The organism is Chelatococcus sp. HY11, from assembly GCF_018398335.1.
GTDB lineage: Bacteria > Pseudomonadota > Alphaproteobacteria > Rhizobiales > Beijerinckiaceae > Chelatococcus.
Map to the genome: position 1 here is coordinate 1,370,643 of NZ_JAHBRX010000002.1, position 20,279 is coordinate 1,390,921.

Sequence of the window (20,279 nt, forward strand, 5' to 3'; positions counted from 1 at the left end):
CTCAGCTCTCCCATGTGACAGGAATCCGCTCGACGCCATAGACGAAGCTGGTTTCCTTGAATTCGAGACTCGACACCGGCGCGGCGAGCGCCAAACTCGGTATGCGGCGGAACAACGTACCGATAACGATCTGCAGTTCGGCGCGGGCCAATGGCTGCCCGAGGCACTGGTGGACGCCATAGCCGAAAGCGATGTGATGACGCGCATCGCGATGGATGCGGAACTTGTCGGCGTCGGGGAAGACGTCGGAGTCACGATTGGCCGCCGCATTGTGGGCGATGATGCCTTCGCCCTTCCGGATGACATGATCGCCCATCTCGATGTCGGCCGTCGCTATGCGTCTGCGACCGTTATGGGTGACGTCGACATAACGCAGGATTTCCTCGACGGTGCTATTGATCAAAGTTGGATCGTCGATCAGCGCCCGTTTCTGTTCCGGATTCTCGAGCAGCGCCAGGATACCAAGCGACATCGTGTGCGCGGAGGTGTCGTGGCCGGCGATCAGCAGCAGGCGCGCGATGCCGATGAGCTGGATCGGCGTGAGGTGCCCTGGCCTGAGCTGGTTCACCACCAGCCGGCTCAGGAGATCGTCCGTCGGATGCTGGTTCTTCTTCTCGATCAGCCCCGCGATATAGACGTCACATAATTCCTGGATCGCCTTTGACGAAACGTCCGGCGGGGTACGGCTGTCGGTGATCAGATCTGCCTTTGCGTGGAAGAAATCCTGATCTTCGTAGGGGACTCCGAGCAGGTCGCAGATCATGGTGATCGGCAGCGCAAGTGTCAGGTCACGCACGATGTCGCTCGGCGGTCCTTTGGCGAGGATCGCATCAATGCGCTCGTCCACGACCTGCTGGATGCGCGGCTTCAGCGCCTCGATCTTCTTGACCGCGAATTCGCCTGTGAGCATGCGCCGGAACTGCGTGTGCTCCGGCACGTCCATCGTGATGAAGCTCGGATATTTGGTTCGCACCGCCAGCATGCCCGGCGTCGCGCCCGGAAAGTTTGGCAACGTATTGTCGGCGCTGACCCGCGGATCGGTCAGCAGCTTGCGAACGTCATCATAGCGCGTCACCAGCCAAGCATCCTGGCCGGTCCATAAGCGCACCTTGGCGAAGGGCTCATCAGCGCGCAATTCGGCCAACTCCGGCGCAGGGTCGAGCGGGTTGGCGCGCTTGATCGGATATTCACGCATGCCGCTGAAAGGGCAGGATGCAGCAGCGAATTCTGACATGTCGACCTCCGGAGGTCCGTGTAAATGAGGCAGAGTGGGAGTGCCGCTATCTTCATACAATAATATAATATTCTCGAAAGGACGCGCCCAAGCCTATGCTTCAACCATGACCCGTTTCGTCTCCACGGGGTCAGGCAAGCCGAGATTCTCGCGCAACGTTCGGCCTTCATATTCGGTGCGGAACAAGCCACGGCGCTGCAATTCCGGCACGACGAGGCCAGTAAAATCGTCCACGCCGCGGGGAAAATAGGGCGGTAGGATGCAGAAGCCGTCACAGGCGCCCTGACTGAACCACTCTTCCATGATGTCGGCCACCTGGGCGGGCGTGCCCCAAACCAAGTTGTGGCCGAGCGACTCGGCGAAGCGCCGACCGATCTGGCGGATGCTGAGATTCTCGCGGCGCGCCGTCTCGATCATGATCTGCTGGCGGGTCTGGGCGCCGTTGACAGTTGGTAACTCCGGTAGCGGCCCGTCCAGCGGATATTGCGAGAGGTCGACGCCGCCGGCGAAGCGGCTGATCGCGATCAACGCCTGTTCATCGGTGATCAGAGACTGGAGCTGCAGATAATGTTCCTTGGCCTCCGCCTCGGTGCGGCCGATGATCGGCATGAAGCCCGGCATCAGTTTGATCGCGTCCGCCGATCGGCCGCATGCGACTGCGCGCGCCTTCAAATCGTCAGTGAAAGCCTTGCTCTCTTCGATGGTGGAGTTTGCCGAGAATACAAGGTCGGCAATCCGGGCGGCAAGATTGCGGCCAGGGCCGGACGACCCTGCCTGCACGATGATCGGCCGCCCCTGGGGTGATCGCGGCACGTTGAGCGGTCCCTTGACGTTGAAGTACTTGCCCTTGTGATTGAGGACATGCACCTTCTCTACGTCGAAGTAGCGCGCGTTCTCCTTGTCCTGGAGCAGGGCGTCGGTGTCCCAGCTGTTCCACAGCCCGGTGACCACGTCGAAGAACTCTTCCGCCCGCACATAGCGCTCGTCGTGCTCCATATGCTTCTCGAAACCGAAATTCTGCGCCTCGTTCTCGTGCTGTGAGGTGACGAGGTTCCAGCCGGCACGGCCCTTGCTGATCAGGTCTATCGTGGCGAAACGACGCGCGATCGTGTAGGGCTCGTTGTAGGTCGTGGTGCCGGTGGCGATGAGCCCCAGCTTCGAGGTCACGGCGGCCAGCGCCGGAATCACGGACATGGCCTCGATGATTGCCGCGCGGTAGAACTTTTCCGCTGCCTTATCGCGCTTCTCGATCAGCGGCGTCGGCTGGATGGCGTTCCCGTCGGCGAAGAAAAGCGCGTCGAGCTTGGCTTCCTCGCACTTCCTGGCGACCTCGACATAGGTATCGAAATTCGTCACCGTTGAGCGCGCCGCGCCCGGCATGCGCCAGCCCGCGCCGTGCGAACCCGGTGCGAACCACATCATGGCGAGCTTCATCGTCTTGCGATTGTGCATAGTCCGATATCCTTCAGGATTTGCGGTGGCCGAGGATGGCCTTGATCTCGAGGTAGTCCTCGAAACCGAAGATCCCGCTCTGCCGGCCATTGCCTGACTGCTTGTATCCGCCGAACGGCGCGTCTGATTGCGACGCCGCGCCATTGAGGTAGACCCTGCCCGCCTGCAAGCGGCAGGCAATATCGGTCGCTTGGTTGTGCTCGCCGTGAACATAGGCGGCGAGCCCATAGACTGAGCTGTTGGCGATTTCGATCGCCTCGTCGATGCTGTCATAAGGTATGATCGACAGCACCGGCGCGAAAATCTCCTCCACCGCGATCCGCATGTCGGGCTTCACGTCGGAGAAGACTGTCGGCTTGACGAAATAGCCTCTGTTGAGCTCGGCCGGTCGGCCGGTGCCACCGGTGACCAGCGTCGCACCCTGGTCGATGCCGGACTGGATCAGGGCCTGCGCACGCTCGAACTGGATCGCGTTGACCAGCGGCCCAAGCTTGGTCTTGTCGTCGAAGGGCTGGCCCAGCGTGTAGGTCTCAGCGGCGTTCTTGGCAATCGTGTTGACCGTCTCCAGCTGGTCGCGATGCACCAGCATGCGGGTAGGCGCCTCGCACGACTGGCCGGAATTCATGAACGAACGCGCTACGCCCCAGGGCACGGCATCTTTGAGATCGGCATCCTGAGTGATGATGTGCGCCGACTTGCCGCCGAGTTCCTGGTGCACGCGCTTGACCGTGTCCGCTGCGGCCTTGGCAACCAGGGCGCCAGCGCGGGTCGAGCCGGTGATAGACACCATATCGATGCCCGGATGCGCCGCGATCGCCTCGCCGACCTCGGAACCGGTGCCCTGCACCATGTTGAAGACGCCCTCGGGCAGCCCGGCCTCCTCCAGAACCTCGGTGAGAATCAGCGCGCTCAGCGGCGCATATTCGCTGGGCTTCAGAACGACGGTGCAGCCGGTGGCGAGTGCCGGCGCCAGCTTCCCGGCGATGAGATTCAGCGGCCAGTTCCAGGCGGTGATCAGGCCGCAGACGCCGAAGGGCTCGCGACGGATCAGCGTCGTGCCGATGTGATGCTCGAACTCGTAGGTCTCGAGGATGCGGCGCATCACGGTGAACTGCGTGGCGACGCCGACTGCCTGCACATCGCGGGCGAACCAAAGCGGCGCGCCGATCTCCTCGGCGATGACGTGCGCGACCTCGTCTATACGGCGGTTGTAGCATTGGACGATGCGATCGAGGATGGCCATGCGATCCTCGCGCGACCAAGCGGCCCAGTCAGGCAGAGCCTTGCGGGCCGCTGCAACGGCGCGATCGACATCGGCGGCTGATCCCAGCATCAGCTCGCCGGTCTGCTGCTCGGAAACCGGGCTGACGATGCCGAAGGATCGGGGTGCGGTGATCGGATCGACCCACGCGCCCCCGATGTAGAATTGCCTAGCGTCCATCACCCACTCCGCATTTATGATTGCCATACAATCATACGCTAAGTGACGCTGTCAATCTGTCCGGCTTATTTTGTCGGCATTGGCACGTAGCGCAGATAGGGTGTTGCCTCGCGCCAGCCTGCCGGAAAGCGGCTGGAGAGGTCCTCCTCCGACAGGCCAGGCACGATCGCGACCTCATCGCCGGGGCGCCAGGCAGCCGGTGACGCTACCTTGGCGCGGTCGGTCAGCTGCAGCGACTGGACCAGTGTCAGGATGTAGGCGAAGTCGCGCCCCATGCTGGAGGGGAAAGCGAGCAGCGCGCGCACTCTGCGCTGCGGATCGATGATATAGGTCGCGCGGGTTGGGGCTTCCGGGCTCATGCCGGGGTGTATCAAGCCGTAGAGTGCTGCAACCTGCCGTTCTGGATCGCTGACCACCGGAAACCGTATCTCGGTCGCCTCGGACTTGACGATATCGGCTTCCCAGTCTGCGAAGCGCTCAAGTGGATCGACAGTGACCGCCAGGAGGTTGCAGCCAAGTGCCAGGAAGTCTGGCGACAGTCTTGAGGCCTGTCCCATTTCCGATACGCAGACAGGCCGGAAGAAGTGCGGATGCGAGAACAGCACCACCCAGCCATCCCCCGCGAAGTCATAGAGGCCGATCGGCCCTCGAGAAGTCTCCGCGCGAAAGTCGGGTGCGCTGTCACCAATGCCAAGCATGCTCATCCAAGAAACTCGCTCTCATGGACACGCGCGCGAGCCGCGCGAACCTTCTTCAGTGGCTCACGACGAAGCCGTTAAAAAATCACCACAGGCTTCAGCACCTTCCCCGACACGGCGTCGTCGCACGCCTTGTTGAGGTCGCGGAAGGCATAGCGGGTGATCATCCGGTCGAAGGGAAACTTTCCCTCCCGGTGCAGCGCGATCATGTGTGGGATAAAGGTGTCGGGGTCGGCCCCGCCCTGCGCTATCCCGGTTATCGAGCGGCCGCCGAAGATCAGGGGGTGGAAGTTGATCGGGGTCGCCGAACGGCCGTTGGAGACCACGCCGCAGGTGCCGCGCGGGTTGAGCGCGGCGACAAGGCCGTTGACGACATCGACGTTGCCCGTTGTGTCGAGCGCCCAATCGGTTGGCCCACAGGCGCTGTGGATCGCGGCGGTCAGGTCCTGACCGACCGGATTGACCGCGTGCGTTGCGCCGAGTGCGAGCGCCATCTCCAGCCGGCTGTCGCGCGTGTCGACCGCGACGATCGTGACCGCCCCGGAGAGCTTCGCCGCCATGATGGCGCTCAGGCCCACCGGCCCCGCGCCGGCAATGGCGATGGACGAACCCGATTGCGGCTTCAATACGTTGAGGATGGCGCCAGCCCCCGTCTGGATGCCGCAGCCCAGTGGCGCCAGCGTTTCCAACGGAAGATCCGTCGGTACAGGAATGACGTTGCGTTCGGTCGCGATGCAATAGGTGGCAAATGAGGATTGGCCGAAGAAATGGCCGTACAGGCGCTCACCGTCGCGTGACAGCGCGGTCGTGCCGTCCGGCCGCGTGCCGCCGAAATTACGCGCGAAAAGGTCCTCGCAATAGGAAGGCATGGACTGCCGGCAATTGCCGCAGTGACCACAGGAATTGATGCTCATGACGACATGGTCGCCGGGCCTCACCTTGGTGACTCTTGAACCCACCTTCGAAACAATGCCGGCTCCCTCGTGGCCGAGCACGATCGGGCGCGGCACCGCCCCTTGTGTGTGCAGCATCTTGAGGTCGGTGTGGCAGATGCCGGTGGCGACCAGCCGTACCATGACTTCGGCCTCGCGCGGCTCTTCCAGCTCGGCCGGTGCGAGCACGAAGCGCTCGCTCTCAGGATAGGCTATGGCCGCCTCGATCCTCATGATTCCCTCTTGTGATTCCCTCTTGGCGATAGACCACTTCAGTGCGCGGCGGCGCTGAAGTCCTGCATGATGCGGCTCTCGGTCACGCGCACGCTGCGCATTCCGGCCGGGGTGTTGCGGCTGCGGCCGACGAAACGCGGCACGCCGTCGGTGAAAACAGCCGAGACCGCCGGCACGTCGCCATTGGCGATGGCTGAGAGCGCATCGTTCTTGGCGCCGCCCGCGCAGGCGTCGATCAGCAGCACGTCCGCATCGCGCCCTGGCGCGATGATTCCGCTGTTCAGCCGGTAGACGGCAGCGTTGTTGCCCGTGGCGGCGGCGATCGCCCATTCCACCGGCATCTTGCCGAGGCTGGCGAGGTGGGTGATCGTGTAGAACATGCCGAGCGGCATGATGCCGCTGCCGGTCGGCGTGTCGGTGGCGACCAGCAGCCGGTCGAAGCAGTCAGCCTTCACGGCCAGATCGGCGACCATCAGGAGCGTGCGCAGATTGCCTGCCGTGCAGCATTGCAGCGCGATGCGGCTCTCATTCACCAGTCGGACGAAATCGGCGTCGGGCATGGCAACCGGCCCGCCATTCACGTGGAAGGACACGTCCGCGTTCATCGCGATGACGTGGTCCGCCCAGATGCCGGAAGAGCCGGGGATGGACGAGCCGCCCGTGTGCACGGTCGTTATCATGCCTGCCTCTTTGGCCCAGCGCACCTGGTCGACGTAGCCGTAGGGCGTGTCAAATGCGCCGAAACCGGCCTTGGCGAGCCAAACTCCCTTAGCGGCGATGTCGGCGAAATCGCTTTCAACCAAGCCGGGTTCGAGGATGATGGATCCGGCATGCACCCGCATGCCACCCGGCCGATACTCCTTGAAGCTCTTGTGCGCGGCCACGGCCAACGCCTTCACCCCGTCGCGGTCCTTCGGGCGGCCGGGGACATGCACTTCCGACGCCGTAATCGACGTCGTCGTCCCGCCATGCACATAGCTTTCGAGGAAGCCCACCGTCTTCTGGCGTGGCGTGTAGTCACCGAAGGTGATGTGCACATGCGAATCGATCAGCCCAGGGATGGCTACCGTGCCAGCAGCGTCGACCGTCACGTCGCAGTCATTCATAATCTCCGGTGAGGCTGTGCCGACATGGCTGATCAGCCCATCGTCGAGGATCAGCGTGTCACCCGCCGCGAACGGAGATCGCCAGTCTCCAGACACGATGCTACCGATATTGGTGATTGCAACCCGCATGCTTTTTTCCCGTTCGCGCCGTCAAACCAGCCCGTCCACGCCCCGCATTTCCTCGTGCTTGATGCCACCGACACGCGCATTGATGCGGCCGCGGTTGGTCACGCAGAAGATGACGGCGATCTCGTCCGGCGCGGGCGTATCAGGAAGCATGAGCGTCATACCGTCATAATGCGAGCGGACGTACAGCGCATCTTTGCACGCCATCGGGATGTCGATTTGCATGCCGGGCGGCACACGCTTCTGGAACGAGGAGATCCATGACTTGCCCCCGCCGAGGGCCTCGCGGATCGGATTGGCAAACACGGTCGTCAACAGGGCGTTGGCATGTTCCTGCTCGCCGCTCAGCCCGACCAGCCCGCCTTTGCCATAGCCTTGCACGGAATAGTTGCCCATGGCCGACACGACCATCTGCCCGAGCCGCTCGCCAAGTGACACGCTGGCGTCGATCAGCGGGTGTAGATCCTCGACATAGCGGCCGACATAAGGATTAGCGACCACGAGTACGCACGCTGCCTTGCGCTGGATGAGATCGGCTTTCCTACCCTCGTCGATCATCCTGTCTTCAACGACGGTGAAGGACCGTCTGATGGTCAATTCCATTGCCTGCTCTCCAGAGGGGCGCTCGTGCGCACTCGCCACATATCCATCTCCTTCCTTAACATTCTTCATATTGTCTTACAATCAGATGGCAGGCGAATCCTGCCATCCTTGGGCAGGGCAATCACAAGCGTTTGGCGAGCCAGTCGAACATGAACGGGATAGAAATCGACCAATTGTCATAGTTGCAGTGGACCGCGCCGCCCTCGTCGCCTTCCCAGATCTTCAGTACTTTGTCAGTGCTTCCGATCTCGTCGTAGAGGCGTCGCGCGCCCTTCACGTCCATCACGACATCGCCAGCGCCGTGCGAGATAAGCGTCGGGCACCTGATTTGGTGCGCGATGCCTTTCATATTGAAATCCTTGAGCTTTTCGCGCGCTTGCGTGTCGTTGTCGACGCCGAGGATCCACTGGATTTGCTTCTGGATCGGCGGGTAGAAATTGTAGAGCTCTTCGAGGATGTCATAGCAGGCACACCAAAGCACCAACGCCTTGATGCGCGGCTCGAAAGCGGTGCCGCGGGGTGCGTAGTAGCCAGCCATGGAGACGCCGACGCAGCCGATCCGGTCCGGATCGACATCGGGCCGGGCTTCCAAGTAATCAATCGCCGCCTTCACCGGGACTTCGTAGTCCGGACGGGAATGGATGTGCCGCAGCCGCAGGCTCGAGCCGCGGCCGGGAGTATCCAGGATCAGCACGCCGATGCCGCGGTCTGCCAGCTCCTGCGTTCCCCAGAAGAAGATTTCCTCAGCCAGCGAATCTGCGCCGCCAAGCATAAGAACGGCCGGTGATTTTTCCCTACCCTTATTCGGAAACACATAGTAACCATCATATATGTCGTCGCCGCACGTCACCTGAACTGCCTCGACGCGATTGGCATCATACTTAATTGCGTCTTCGAAACAGCGCTTTGTCTTGCGGAAATTAGCGATTTTCCGTTCGTCTGTACCGAGCAGGAAGAAATCGGCATGGCGATAATAGTTGGAGGCGCGATAGAGCCGGTACTTCGCCGTCTCGATATCGCCGGCCTCAAGCGCCTTGCGTCCCGCCTCCTCGGTCTCGCGGCCGAGTTCGTGCCATTCATTGTGGAAGCTCTCGAAGTCCCCTTCCTTGATGCGCTTCGCGGCACGGTCGCACTCGAAGATATCGGAGCCCCGATAGGCGGCCTGAGCAATCAGCCGCTCCGTCTGGATTGCCCAATCGCGCTCGCCCGGAAAAATGTTCAGCATCACTTACTAAGCCCCTGTTTCTATGAGCCTTGTTGAAATGGCGCGGCTGCTCGTGGCTGCCGAAGCAGGCCCGTGTAGCCTGCTCTTCATTTGCAGCCGCAGAGCAATGCGGCTTGCATAACCTCGATCAAGCATATAATTGTATGACAATCAACGAGTTTCTTCGGGTGGTTTTCAATGATTGACGAGAGCGGCGAGAAATTTGCCCTGGGCGGCGTTGCCGAGCAGCGCCCGTGGCAAAAGCTATATAAGGGCTTTGCCGATCCCGCCCATGAGGATGGCCAGACGCCGACCTATGTCGGCCGCAGCGTGCCGCGGAATGACGTGCTCTACAAAGTGCGCGGCAAGGCGCGCTATGCACCGAATATCACGATGCCGAACATGCTCCATGGCCGCTTCGTGCGTAGCACCGTGCCATCGGCCAGGCTCGTATCGGTGGATGTATCTGCCGCGCGCGCCGTTCCTGGCGTCGTTTACATCCTGACGGCGGCCGAGATCGATCCGGCCCGCCTGCATGTCGGCTCGCTGGTGGAGGACACGCCGATCCTGGCGAAGGACGTCGTGCGCCATGTCGGCGAGCCGATCGCGGTGATCGCAGCCGAAAGTAAGGAGGTGGCGGAGTATGCCGCAACTTTGGTCGAGATCGCGTACGAGGAAACGCCGGCGGTGCTAACGCCTGCCGACGCGCTGGCCGAGGGCGCGCCGCAGCTTCATCCACAGGGCAATACCATCGCCAACCTCTCCAAGCAGCGCGGAGACGTCGCGAGGGCACTGGCCGAAGCTGATTTCGTCATCGAAGGCACTTATGTCAACGAGCCGATCGATCACTGCTTCCTGGAAGCGCAGTCCGGCATCTCCTTCTTCGACGAGGATGGCGTGCTGACGCTGCTCGTCTCTACCCAGTATCCGCATTTCCACCACAAGCAGCTGGAGCGTGTCACCGGCCTACCGCACGACAAGATCCGCGTCATCCAGACCGTGGTCGGTGGGGCCTTCGGCGGCAAGATCGACAACACGATCGAATGTGTAACCTGCCTTATCACAATGGCGACGGGCCGGCCGGTGAAGATGGTGCTGGATGCGGAGGAGGTCTTTTCCTCGACCACCAAGCGCCACACCATGACCATCCGCCACCGCCTCGGCGGCATGAAGGACGGCCGGATCACGGCCATCGATATGGATATCCTGGCTGACGGTGGTGCTTACACCTCCTACAGCCCGATCGTCGCTGGCCGGTGTGTCGTGCACACGGCGCTTCCCTACGACATTCCCAATATCAAGGCGCATATCTGCACCACCTTCACCAACAACATGACGGCCGGCGCCATGCGCAGCTTCGGCATCGTCAAGCTCGCCTTTGCGACGGAATCGCAGATCAACAAATTGGCCGAGAAGATCGGCATGAGCCCGATCCAGATCCGCCGCATCAATGCGGTTAAGGACGGCACCTCAACGCTCACCGGTCAGACGCTGAGCGCGGTCGGCTTCACGAAGACGCTGGACGTGATCGAGCCGATCTATGAGGCGCGCAAGGCCGAGCTCGACAAAATGACGCTTGCCGACGGCATCAAGCGCGGCCTGGGCCTGGCCTCGCTCGGCTACGGCATCGGATATAGCGGCGTCCGCAACCCCTCGACCGCGCGGCTGGAGGTGCTGGCGGATGGCACGGTGATCGCTAATTGCGGCACCCCCGACATTGGACCCGGCTCGGACACGACGTTGGCGCAGATCGCGGCCGATGCCGCGGGGATCTCGATCGCCCGCATCCGCGTGGTCAGCGGCGATTCCACCAAGACGGACGATTCGGGGCCAACCTCCGCCTCTCGCACCACCTATTTTTCCGGGAATGCGGCACTGGTGGCGGGACGTGATTTCGCCCGCCAGTTCCGCGAGATGGTGGCCGAACACTACGCTTTGCCGCTCGACCAGGTGCGGCTCGACGACGACCGTATTCACCTGTCGAACGAGGTGCACGAGTTCGCGGACATCTGTGCCGTCCTCGGCGACAGGCTGAAGACGCTGAAGGCCTACGGCGTGTTCAATCCTGACAGCGCGCTCGACTTCGTCACCTTCAACGGTAATCCCTATCCGACCTACACCTATGCGACCCAACTCGCGGAGATCGAGGTTGACACTGAGACCGGCAAGATCTCGGTGCCGCATTTCTGGGCCGCGCATGACGCGGGACGGCTGGTCAACCCGATGGGAGCGGAAGGCCAGATCGAGGGCGGCGTGGTGATGGGCCTCGGTATGGCGCTCTACGAGAAGATCGTGCGCAATGGAGGCTACATCCAGAACCCCAGCTTCCGCGACTATCTTCTGGCCGGGCCGAAGGACGCGCCGGGTACGATCGAGACTTTCTTCGTCGAGAATCTCGACGACAGCGGGCCTTATGGCGCCAAGGGGGTGGCCGAGGCAAGCTTGATCCCGGTGCCGGCGGCGATCGCTGCCGCACTTCACGATGCGGCCGGCATCTGGCTCTCGGCCATGCCGATGGATCAGGAAACCGTCTTTAAGGCGCTGAATGCTCAGCCAGAGCCGAAGGGTAAGATGTGATGACTCTCGTTCCCGATTACATCCGTGCCCGCTCGGTCGCCGAGGCCGCGGAGGCGCTGCGCGCCGCCGAGGGCGGCGGCATCCTGGTCGCGGGCGGTACGATCATCGCCTCGCTCATCAATCAGCATCTGGCCGAGCCCTCGACTTTGATCGACATCAGCCCGATCGAAACGATGAAGTCCATTCGGGTGCAGGCCGACGGCAAGGTCGAGCTCGGCGCGCTGGTGACGCATGAACAAGTGCGCCGCTCGGCAGAGATCCACCGGCATCTGCCCCTGATGGCCGAGATTGCCAAGGACATCTCGTCCTGGCGGCTGCGCAATCGCGGCACGCTGGGCGGCAGCATCTGCACAATCGGCGGCCAGGGCGATCCAGCCACCGGCCTGATCGCACTCGGCGCACAACTGGTGCTGAGTCGCGGCCACGAGCAGCGCACCATCCCCATCGAGAGCTTCTACAAGGACGGGTTCAGCCTCGACCTGTCAGAGGATGAAATCCTTGAAACCGTGATCGTGCCGCCCATGCCACCGAATGCACGCTTCGCCTTCGGCAAGGAGGGGCCACGCAATGCCATGGACTGGACTCAGCTCACCGTGTCTGTCGTGTTCACGGAGACGCGAGGTTGCATCGAGACGATCCGCATCGGCGTCAATGGCGCAGCCGCGACGGCGTTGCGCGCCCTGGGTGCGGAAGCGGCTCTTACGGGTGTCGCGGTCGACACGATCGACTGGAGATCCGCGCTGGCCGCGCTCGCAGCGGAGATCAGTCCGGAAACCGACCTTGTCTATTCCGCCGACTTCAAGCGGCACCTCGTGGGAGTTCTGCTGAAACGCGCAATCACCAAGGCGCTCGGTACCACACCCCATCAGGAGAATATCGTATGAAAGTCGCGTTTTCTGTCAATGGAACAAACAGGACCGCTGACATTTCCCCCACCGAGATGCTAGTGGACGTGTTGCGGAACAAATTATCGGAGGTCGGCACACATAAGGTCTGTGCCCAGGGAATCTGCGGCGCTTGCACAGTTCTCTTGGACGGCGAGCCTGTCACGTCCTGCCTGACGCTTGCGGCCCAGGTCCACGGCCGCTGCGTCACCACGGTCGAGGGCCTTGAGGACGACAACGGTCTGGCGCCCATCCAGGAAGCTTTCATGCGTCACGGCGCCGTGCAGTGCGGCTATTGCACGCCTGGTTTCCTCATGGTTGCGCATGCGCTCGTGAAAGACCATCCCCACGCAAGCCGCGAAGAGATCATTGACGCGTTGCGTGGTAATATCTGTCGCTGTACCGGCTATGTGAAAATTATCGATGCCGTTGCCGATGTTGTACAAAAGGCGGCGGTGGCTAAAGGAGGACTTTGATGGCGTTGGCAGAGGCGGGAGCATCCTCATCGGTTGCTGGCGACCTGACCATTTCGGCGCGGACGGTGCAGAGCCTAGCGGTCAACAAAATCCGGGAGGCCATCCTCTCTGGCATTTTCGCGCCGGGTCAGCGCATACGTGAGGCAGAGTTGTGCCAGCGCCTGGGCGTCAGCCGGACTTCGGTGCGCGAGGCGCTGCGCAGCCTCGAGGCCGAGCGGCTGGTGACGATCATACCCAACAAGGGGCCGGTCATCACCGAACTATCTTGGGAAGCTGCCGAGCAGATCTACAATGTCCGCGCCCTGCTTGAAGGGGAGGCGGCTGCTCTGATGGCGCAACGCCGCAACCCGGAGGACGTGGAAAAGATGCGCGCCGCGCTGCTTTCGTTCGACGCTGCGGTCAGTCGGAATTCGCTGCCCGACCAGATCGCCGCCACCGGCGAATTCTACAAGACCATTCTCAATGGCTGCGGCAACGAGATCATTGCCCAGATCATCGATGGCCTCTTGGCGCGCATCAATATGCTGCGGTCCAAGTCGATGTCCATGTCGGGCCGCTCGCGCTTCAGCGCAATGGAGATGTGGAGCATCTTCGAGGCGATCAATGCCGGCAATGTCGAGGAAGCCCGCACGCTCGCCGAGGAGCACGTGAAAAGCGCCAAGAATTCAGCCCGACGCTATATGGATGGGCTGCTGGAGAATAATTCCTGAGGCATGTTGTATTAACCAACCCAATCGAACGGGCCATTTGGACCGCAACGCCGAAGAGCCAGCCACGAGACTGATGTCGCCAGTCGTGCCAGGTTGGTAGCCTTGGGGCAGATGCTGGTGAGCGAGGATGTCCTCGGCCTCTATGGCGTATGCAGGTCAGTTCCAAATAGAGCTATTCTTAATACAAGCCGATATTTATATCGTGTCATTAAGCTCAAGCGTGATTGCGATAACGCTCACGCAGGACGCGCAACTGACCAATCTGCCAGCTGACTTCGCTTCCCTCCTTGCTGGCTTCGTAGTTGCGGCTGCATGTCATTCGGCGGCCGCTCCACCAGTCATTGCGTGAACAGAAGATGGCAAACGCGGCAATGGGCGCATGACGCATGGAGCTCGGATTTCGTCACGAGCGGTGGGGAGTTGGGCTTTGACCGGCCTGGCTGGCTGAATATTCCTAAGGAAGCTTGAGAGTGGGTTCTTTGCGCGAGTAAATCACGCATGTGATGTTTTATCTTAGTACGCTGTCTCGTAGATCTCCAACGCATCCTGGTAGTGGATCTCGCGAGGGTTATTGACGAGGAGACGCGTTTGCTTCATGGCTTCGCGAGCCAGCATCGGCAGCGCTTCGCGCGGGATCTGGAGTTCACGGAGGCCTCGCGGGACGTTGAGTTCGCGACTGAGCTCGACAAGTTTGTCCACGAAGGCACTCCCGCGAATTCCGGAGTCGACGGTCGCGAGCTCCGGAAATGCGTCGGCCGCGATCTGCGCGTAGATATGTCCAGCGTTTGGTAGATTGAAGCGCATCACCGGGGCCAAAACTAGGGCATTCGACAGTCCGTGAGGTACATGGAAATGCCCGCCGATGGGGTAGGCGAGCGCGTGCACCGCCGCCACGGGTGAATTGCCGAAGGCCTGTCCGGCGAAGAGAGAGCCGAGCAGCATCGCGGCGCGCGCATCGCGATTGGCGCCGTTGAACGTCGCCTCGCGAATATTGGCGCCAAGCAATCGCAGCGCCTGGCGCGCGAGACCTTGCGAGATCGGGTTGTTGTTCGGCGAGGTCGAGGCATAGGATTCGATAGCATGGACCATGGCGTCGATCCCGGTCGCAGCCGTCACCGCGGAGGGCAGGCCGGTTGTGAGCTCGGCGTCCAGCACTGCGATGTCGGGCAGCAGCAGCTGCGAGACCACGCCGGCCTTCATCGCTTCGCCCGTGGTGATGATCGCGACGGGTGTCACTTCCGAGCCGGTGCCGGCGGTTGTCGGCACCAGAACCAGCGGGAGACGGGGACCGTGAGCCTTGTTGACACCATAGACCTCGGAAAGTTGTTCGCCGCCCCCTGCGATCAACGCCGCAACCTTGGCCACATCCATGGGAGACCCGCCACCGATAGCGAGCACCCCTGTAGCTTCGTGCCGACGGATGACGCTGACCAGCGCGAGCACGTTGGCCTCGGGCGGGTCGGCCACGACGTCATCGAAAATCGCGATCGAAGCTCCCGCCTTTTCGAGCGATGCAAGGGCGGGCTCGATCAGGCCCGCGCGCCGCAGGCCGGCATCCGTGACGAGGACGATGCGGGATCCGAGAACCGGAATGACGATCTCTGCGATCCGCGCCGCGGCGCCCAACTGCGAGACAATGGTCTTGGTCGTGTTGAAGATGAAGTCGTTCATGTCAATATCCGCGATTGCTGCCGGATCAGTTCGTGTGCCTTTGTGCCGCCCCGGCTGCCACTCCGCGCTTGCTCAGGAGTGCGATCAGCTCGCCGACGATTCCCCGGCGGAAGAGTAAAACGCACAGCATGAAGACAATGCCGATAACGATCGGGGCCTTGGTCGAGAAGTCGATGCTGAAGAAGCCGAAGCGGATCACGCCCAGACTGGCGAGCTGGTTCTCGAGCAGGACGACAACGACCGCGCCAACGATCGGCCCGAGCGAAGTTCCCATGCCACCAAGCAGGCACATCAGGATCACGTTGCCGGACTGCGTCCAGTGGACGTCAGGAAGCGTCGCCACGCCGAGAGCGAAAGCCTTGAGGCTTCCGGCGAGGCCGGCGATCGCGGCGGAAATTGTAAAGGCGACGAGCTTGTACGAGCGTACGTCGTAGCCGAGCGATATGGCGCGCGGCTCGTTGTCTCGGATCGCCTGAAGGGTCTCGCCGAATGGCTTGCTGATGATGGCCTGGATGAAGAGGTAGGCCAGCACGGTTAGAAGCAGCACAAAATAGTAGAAGACGAGATCGTTGCCGAGCGGTAAGCCGAAGGCCGCGCCGCGAGGGATGTTCTGGAGGCCGTCCTCCGCACCCGTGAACGGCGCCTGGCTGCAGAAAAAGTACACCATCTGGGCGAGGGCCAGCGTGATCATCGCGAAATAGATGCCGCGGCGTCGGATCGCAATGGCGCCAAATGCGGCTCCAAGAGCAGTTGCGACAGCAATGCCCGCCAGGAGGGCAATCGGGGTCGGCAGGCCCCAGGCCTTCGCCGTGTAGCCGGCTATGTATGCCCCCATCCCGAAGAAAGACGCATGGCCGATTGAGAGCAGGCCGACGTAGCCCGTGAACAGGTTGAAGGCCATGGCGAAGAGCGCGAAAGTCAGACATTTGGTCAGGAACAGCGGATAGACGCCGGCGAACGGAAGGATGGCAGCGAGCGCCAGCAGCGCGAGTGGAGCGATGCGGTTCATGGTCAGGCTTCCTTCCCGAACAGACCAGCTGGTCGCAAGAGCAGGACCACGACCATGATCATGAAGACGACGGTGGAAGAGGCCTGCGGATAGAAGACTTTGGCAAGCCCTTCGATCACGCCGAGTGAAAGCCCCGTCAGGATGGTGCCCATTGTAGAGCCGAGGCCGCCGATCACGACGACAGCGAAAATGATAATCAACATACTGGAGCCCATCTGGGGCTGAACCTGATAGATCGGAGCAGCCAGAACACCGGCGAGGCCAGCCAGTGCCACACCGAAGCCGTAGGTCAGCGTAACGAGCAACGGCACATTGATGCCGAGCGCCTGTACGAGCCGCGCATTTTCGGTGCCCGCGCGCAGATAGGACCCGATCCGTGTCTTCTCGATGAGCGCCCATGTGCCGAAGCAGGCGACGAGTGCGACGGCAACGACCCAGATGCGGTAGGCCGGTAGGCGCATGAAGCCGAGGTCAACCGGTCCGCGCAGAGCGGCAGGCACAGGATAGGCCAGGCCCGAGGTCCCGTAGATGTCCCGTACTATGCCTTCGATCGCAAGCGCGAGTCCAAATGTGAAAAGCAAGCTGTAGAGGTGATCCAGGCCCTGCAGGCGGCGCAGAAGCAGACGCTCGACGATGATTCCGAACAGGCCCGTGACGAGGGGCGCGAGGAGAAGCGCCCACCAATAGTTCACGCCGCCGACCGTTAGTGCGAGCCAGGCCGCGAGGGCGCCAAGCATGAAGAAGGCGCCATGCGCGAAGTTGATGACATTGAGCAGGCCGAAGATGATCGCCAGGCCAAGGCTGAGCAGCGCATAGAAGCTGCCGTTGATGAGCCCGATGGTGAGCTGGCCAAGCAGAACCTGGATCGGCAGGCCGAGAATGATCATTTCGTTTTCCCTCAGACGCCCAGCAGACGGTCGATGGCCGTCGTACTCGCCTCGAGATCCCTCGCTTCGACTTCGAGCGCGACCTTGCCGCGTTCAAGGACGATGAAACGGTCGGCCAGGGGCGCTGCGAAGTGGAGGTTTTGCTCGACAAGCAGAATGGTGAAGCCGAGCTCGCGCAATTTTAGAATCAGGTCGAAGAGCGCATCGACGATGACGGGCGCCAAGCCCTCGGATATCTCGTCCAGCAGAAGGGTGCGCGCGCCGGTCCTCAGGATGCGAGCCATTGCGAGCATCTGCTGCTCGCCGCCTGAGAGTTTTGTCCCGGGCGCGTCGCGCCGGCGAAGAAGGTTGGGAAACAGCGCGTAGATCTCGTCGTCCTGCATCGCGTCGTCGCGAATGCGCGGCGGCAGAAGCAAGTTCTCTTCGCAGCTGAGGCTCGCGAAAATGCCTCGCTCCTCCGGGCAATAACCGATGCCAAGACGCGAGATATGGTGCGGTTGCAGCTTTGCGGTTTCTCGCCCAGCGACCAGGATAGACCCCTCCCGCCGCCCGACGAGGTTCATGATCGCACGCAGGGTCGTCGTGCGGCCGCTTCCGTTGCGGCCCAGCAGCGCCACGACCTCTCCGGGTGCGACGTCGAAGGAAATGCCGTGAAGGATGTGCGAATGGCCGTACCAGGCGTGGAGATCGCGAACGCTGAGGGCGGCCGCGGCGGCCGAGGCCCGCGGCAGGGACTGCTCGGTCATGTCAGTGCCTCGCCCTGCGCCGGCCAGAGCCGAGATAGGCCTCGACGACCTGGGGATCGCGCGAGACGGTCAGATAGTCGCCGTCGGCGATGATCGCGCCGGAACGAAGGACAGTAATGCGATCGGCGATACGAGAGACCAGGCTCATGTTGTGCTCGACCATCAGCACCGTCCGATCCGTTCCGATCACCTTGATGAGATCGGCTACACGTTCGACATCTTCGAAGCCGAGGCCCTGGGTCGGCTCATCAAGCAGCATGACTTGCGGATCTGTCGCCATGGTCGCCGCCAGTTCGAGCGCACGCTTGCGGCCATACGGCAGGTCACCAGCCCGCCAGTTCGCATAGCTCGTTAGGTCGAAGCTCATCAGCAACTCGGCGATGCGGGCGTCGGTCTTGTCCCCTTCGGCACCATTTCCAAAAAAGCGCCAGGCATTCACATGTGGGCGCTGTAGTGCGACCCGGATGTTCTGCGAGACAGTCAGCTTTTCGAAGGTCGCCGAGATCTGGAAAGAGCGAACCAACCCGCGACGCGCCACGAATTCCGGTGCAAGGGTAGTGATGTCCTCACCCATGAAGATGATCTGGCCAGCGGTTGGCTGGATGAAGCGCGTCAACAGATTGAAGACCGTTGTCTTGCCGGCGCCGTTGGGACCGATCAAAGCATGCACGCCGCCGCAGTGGACTTCCAGATTGAGGTCCTGAACCGCGACGAAGCCGCCAAACGACTTGGAGATGCCTCGCGCCTGGAGCACCGGCGCAGTTCCGCTTCCGACGCCAGTTCTGGGCTCATTCGAAACGGCGCGAGCGGCTGTTTGTTCTCCATTTTCCGCATGCGTCATCAGGCTCGCGAAAGCAGGCATCGGGTCCTCTCCCAAAATTGGCGAGCGTTGTCTCGCTCGCATCTCCAACGGCTCTTTTCTCCGTCTTGACTGATTCCGGAATAGTTAGTCTAGTTATGAAAGTCAATCGGGATCACCTTGCCCGACAGACTGAAATGGCCGGAACGGCGTTGCCGGACGCGACGCGTCGCCGGCTTGAAAATTCGAGGGAGGTTAGAAGCATGGCAAAAAAATACTTGGCCGCGCTGGCGCTTACGGCTGCGATTTCGGGATTGGCGGTCTCCGCCGCATGGTCGCAATCGTCCGGGGTTTCCGATGATGTCGTACGTATCGGCGTTCTGACGGATATGTCCGGTCAGTTTTCCGACCAGGCCGGCCCGGGTTCCGTAGCCGCGGTCCGCATGGCGGTCGAGGACTTCGGCGGCAAGGTGCTCGGCAAGCCTGTCGAGGTTATGGTGGCCGACCACCAGAACCGCAATGAGGTCGCGGTCGCAAAGGCCCGCGAGTGGTTCGACGTTCAGAAAGTCGACATGATCGCCAACCTGATCAACTCGTCGATCGCGCTGTCCGTTGTGTCTATCGCCAAGGAGAAGGACAAAATCGCGATTGTGAACGGCTCGGGCACGTCACGTCTGACGATGGACGCCTGCACGCCTAACAGCATCCACTATGCCTATGACACTTACGCCCTTGCCAAGGGCACGGGCCAGACACTGATCGAGAAGGGCGGGACGAGTTGGTTCTTCCTGACCGCCGACTACGCTTTCGGCCATGCGTTGGAGGCGGACACTTCGGCGGCGGTGAAGGCTGCCAAGGGAGACATCGTTGGATCCGTGCGCTATCCCATCGACACGATGGACCATTCATCGTTCCTGCTGCAGGCACAGGCTTCAAAGGCGAAGGTCGTAGCCATTGCGGGTTCCGGAACGGTTTTCGTGAACGCGGTGAAATCCGCCAGGGACTATGGCATCTCGGATGGAGGCCAGACGATCGCCGGCCTCCTCGTCTGGCTGCCGGATACCCACGCTCTAGGGCTGGATACGGCGCAAGGCATGATCCTCACCGACGCCTTCTATTGGGATCGCGACGAGGCAACGCGTGCCTGGTCGAAGCGCTTCTACGACAAGATGGGCCGCATGCCGCATATGGGTGACGCAGGCGACTACTCGTCGACCATGCACTATCTAAAGGCTATCCAAGCTGCCGGCACCGACGATGCCAAGGCTGTCATGGCCAAGATGAAGTCGACGCCCGTCAACGACTTCTTCGCCAAGGATGGGATCATCCGGGAGGACGGTCGCTTCATCCACGATATGTATGTTTACCAAGTGAAGTCGCCCCAGGAATCGCAGGCGCCCTGGGACTACTACAAGCTGGTCAAGACGATCCCCCGTGACGAGGCTTTCCGACCACTTTCTGAAAGCACTTGCCCCCTCGTTAAGAAGTGA

18 protein-coding genes are annotated in these 20,279 nt (G+C 61.8%); 5 read left to right on the forward strand and 13 right to left on the reverse strand.

What is annotated here, in order from left to right:
* Position 1: 1 nt before the first annotated feature.
* From KIO74_RS27035 to KIO74_RS27070, 8 genes are all read right to left on the reverse strand, one after another.
* Positions 2–1,234: a cytochrome P450 gene (locus tag KIO74_RS27035; protein WP_213338212.1), complete on the reverse strand. Its 1,233-nt coding sequence runs from the start codon at positions 1,232–1,234 to the stop codon at positions 2–4.
* Positions 1,235–1,327: 93 nt separating this feature from the next.
* Positions 1,328–2,686 (reverse strand): LLM class flavin-dependent oxidoreductase, encoded by a 1,359-nt coding sequence (locus tag KIO74_RS27040; RefSeq protein WP_213338213.1) that lies wholly within the window; start codon positions 2,684–2,686, stop codon positions 1,328–1,330.
* Between the two features lie 13 nt (positions 2,687–2,699).
* A complete protein-coding gene (locus tag KIO74_RS27045) occupies positions 2,700–4,127 on the reverse strand; it encodes an aldehyde dehydrogenase family protein (protein ID WP_213338215.1) in 1,428 nt (475 codons plus the stop codon).
* Between the two features lie 65 nt (positions 4,128–4,192).
* On the reverse strand, positions 4,193–4,831 hold the full coding sequence (locus tag KIO74_RS27050; protein WP_213338217.1) for a redoxin domain-containing protein: 639 nt from the start codon (positions 4,829–4,831) through the stop codon (positions 4,193–4,195).
* A gap of 71 nt (positions 4,832–4,902) precedes the next feature.
* Complete coding sequence (locus tag KIO74_RS27055; RefSeq protein WP_213338218.1) at positions 4,903–5,991, reverse strand: NAD(P)-dependent alcohol dehydrogenase; 1,089 nt, start codon at positions 5,989–5,991, stop codon at positions 4,903–4,905.
* Between the two features lie 38 nt (positions 5,992–6,029).
* Positions 6,030–7,226, reverse strand: a complete 1,197-nt coding sequence (locus tag KIO74_RS27060; protein WP_213338219.1) for an amidohydrolase family protein — start codon at positions 7,224–7,226, stop codon at positions 6,030–6,032.
* Between the two features lie 21 nt (positions 7,227–7,247).
* Positions 7,248–7,826: an amino acid synthesis family protein gene (locus KIO74_RS27065; RefSeq protein ID WP_213338220.1), complete on the reverse strand. Its 579-nt coding sequence runs from the start codon at positions 7,824–7,826 to the stop codon at positions 7,248–7,250.
* Between the two features lie 121 nt (positions 7,827–7,947).
* Complete coding sequence (locus tag KIO74_RS27070; RefSeq protein WP_249731612.1) at positions 7,948–9,051, reverse strand: alpha/beta hydrolase family protein; 1,104 nt, start codon at positions 9,049–9,051, stop codon at positions 7,948–7,950.
* Positions 9,052–9,228: 177 nt separating this feature from the next.
* Between KIO74_RS27070 and KIO74_RS27075 the strand changes: the two genes are divergently transcribed.
* The 4 genes from KIO74_RS27075 to KIO74_RS27090 are packed head-to-tail and all read left to right on the forward strand — an operon-like array spanning position 9,229 to position 13,677.
* Positions 9,229–11,607 carry a xanthine dehydrogenase family protein molybdopterin-binding subunit gene (locus KIO74_RS27075; RefSeq protein WP_213338222.1) on the forward strand — a complete coding sequence of 793 codons (2,379 nt, stop codon included), beginning with the start codon at positions 9,229–9,231 and terminating at the stop codon, positions 11,605–11,607.
* Entirely contained in the window at positions 11,607–12,491 is an 885-nt protein-coding gene (locus tag KIO74_RS27080) for an FAD binding domain-containing protein (protein WP_213338223.1), read from the forward strand. The genes KIO74_RS27075 and KIO74_RS27080 overlap by 1 nt, the downstream gene beginning before the upstream one ends.
* Positions 12,488–12,967, forward strand: coding sequence for a (2Fe-2S)-binding protein (locus KIO74_RS27085; RefSeq protein ID WP_213338224.1), 480 nt, complete (start codon positions 12,488–12,490; stop codon positions 12,965–12,967). The genes KIO74_RS27080 and KIO74_RS27085 overlap by 4 nt, the downstream gene beginning before the upstream one ends.
* Positions 12,967–13,677 carry a GntR family transcriptional regulator gene (locus tag KIO74_RS27090; RefSeq protein WP_213338225.1) on the forward strand — a complete coding sequence of 237 codons (711 nt, stop codon included), beginning with the start codon at positions 12,967–12,969 and terminating at the stop codon, positions 13,675–13,677. The genes KIO74_RS27085 and KIO74_RS27090 overlap by 1 nt, the downstream gene beginning before the upstream one ends.
* Before the next feature lie 513 nt (positions 13,678–14,190).
* Here the strand turns inward: KIO74_RS27090 and KIO74_RS27095 are convergent.
* The 5 genes from KIO74_RS27095 to KIO74_RS27115 are packed head-to-tail and all read right to left on the reverse strand — an operon-like array spanning position 14,191 to position 18,831.
* Positions 14,191–15,348, reverse strand: a complete 1,158-nt coding sequence (locus tag KIO74_RS27095; RefSeq protein WP_213338226.1) for an iron-containing alcohol dehydrogenase — start codon at positions 15,346–15,348, stop codon at positions 14,191–14,193.
* Between the two features lie 25 nt (positions 15,349–15,373).
* A complete protein-coding gene (locus KIO74_RS27100; protein ID WP_213338227.1) occupies positions 15,374–16,357 on the reverse strand; it encodes a branched-chain amino acid ABC transporter permease in 984 nt (327 codons plus the stop codon).
* A 2-nt stretch (positions 16,358–16,359) separates the two neighbouring features.
* Complete coding sequence (locus tag KIO74_RS27105; protein WP_213338228.1) at positions 16,360–17,244, reverse strand: branched-chain amino acid ABC transporter permease; 885 nt, start codon at positions 17,242–17,244, stop codon at positions 16,360–16,362.
* A gap of 11 nt (positions 17,245–17,255) precedes the next feature.
* Positions 17,256–17,990, reverse strand: coding sequence for an ABC transporter ATP-binding protein (locus KIO74_RS27110; RefSeq protein WP_213338229.1), 735 nt, complete (start codon positions 17,988–17,990; stop codon positions 17,256–17,258).
* Between the two features lies 1 nt (position 17,991).
* Entirely contained in the window at positions 17,992–18,831 is an 840-nt protein-coding gene (locus KIO74_RS27115; RefSeq protein ID WP_213339278.1) for an ABC transporter ATP-binding protein, read from the reverse strand.
* Positions 18,832–19,052: 221 nt separating this feature from the next.
* Here KIO74_RS27115 and KIO74_RS27120 point away from each other — a divergent pair, with 221 nt between their 5' ends.
* On the forward strand, positions 19,053–20,279 hold the full coding sequence (locus tag KIO74_RS27120) for an ABC transporter substrate-binding protein (RefSeq protein WP_213338231.1): 1,227 nt from the start codon (positions 19,053–19,055) through the stop codon (positions 20,277–20,279).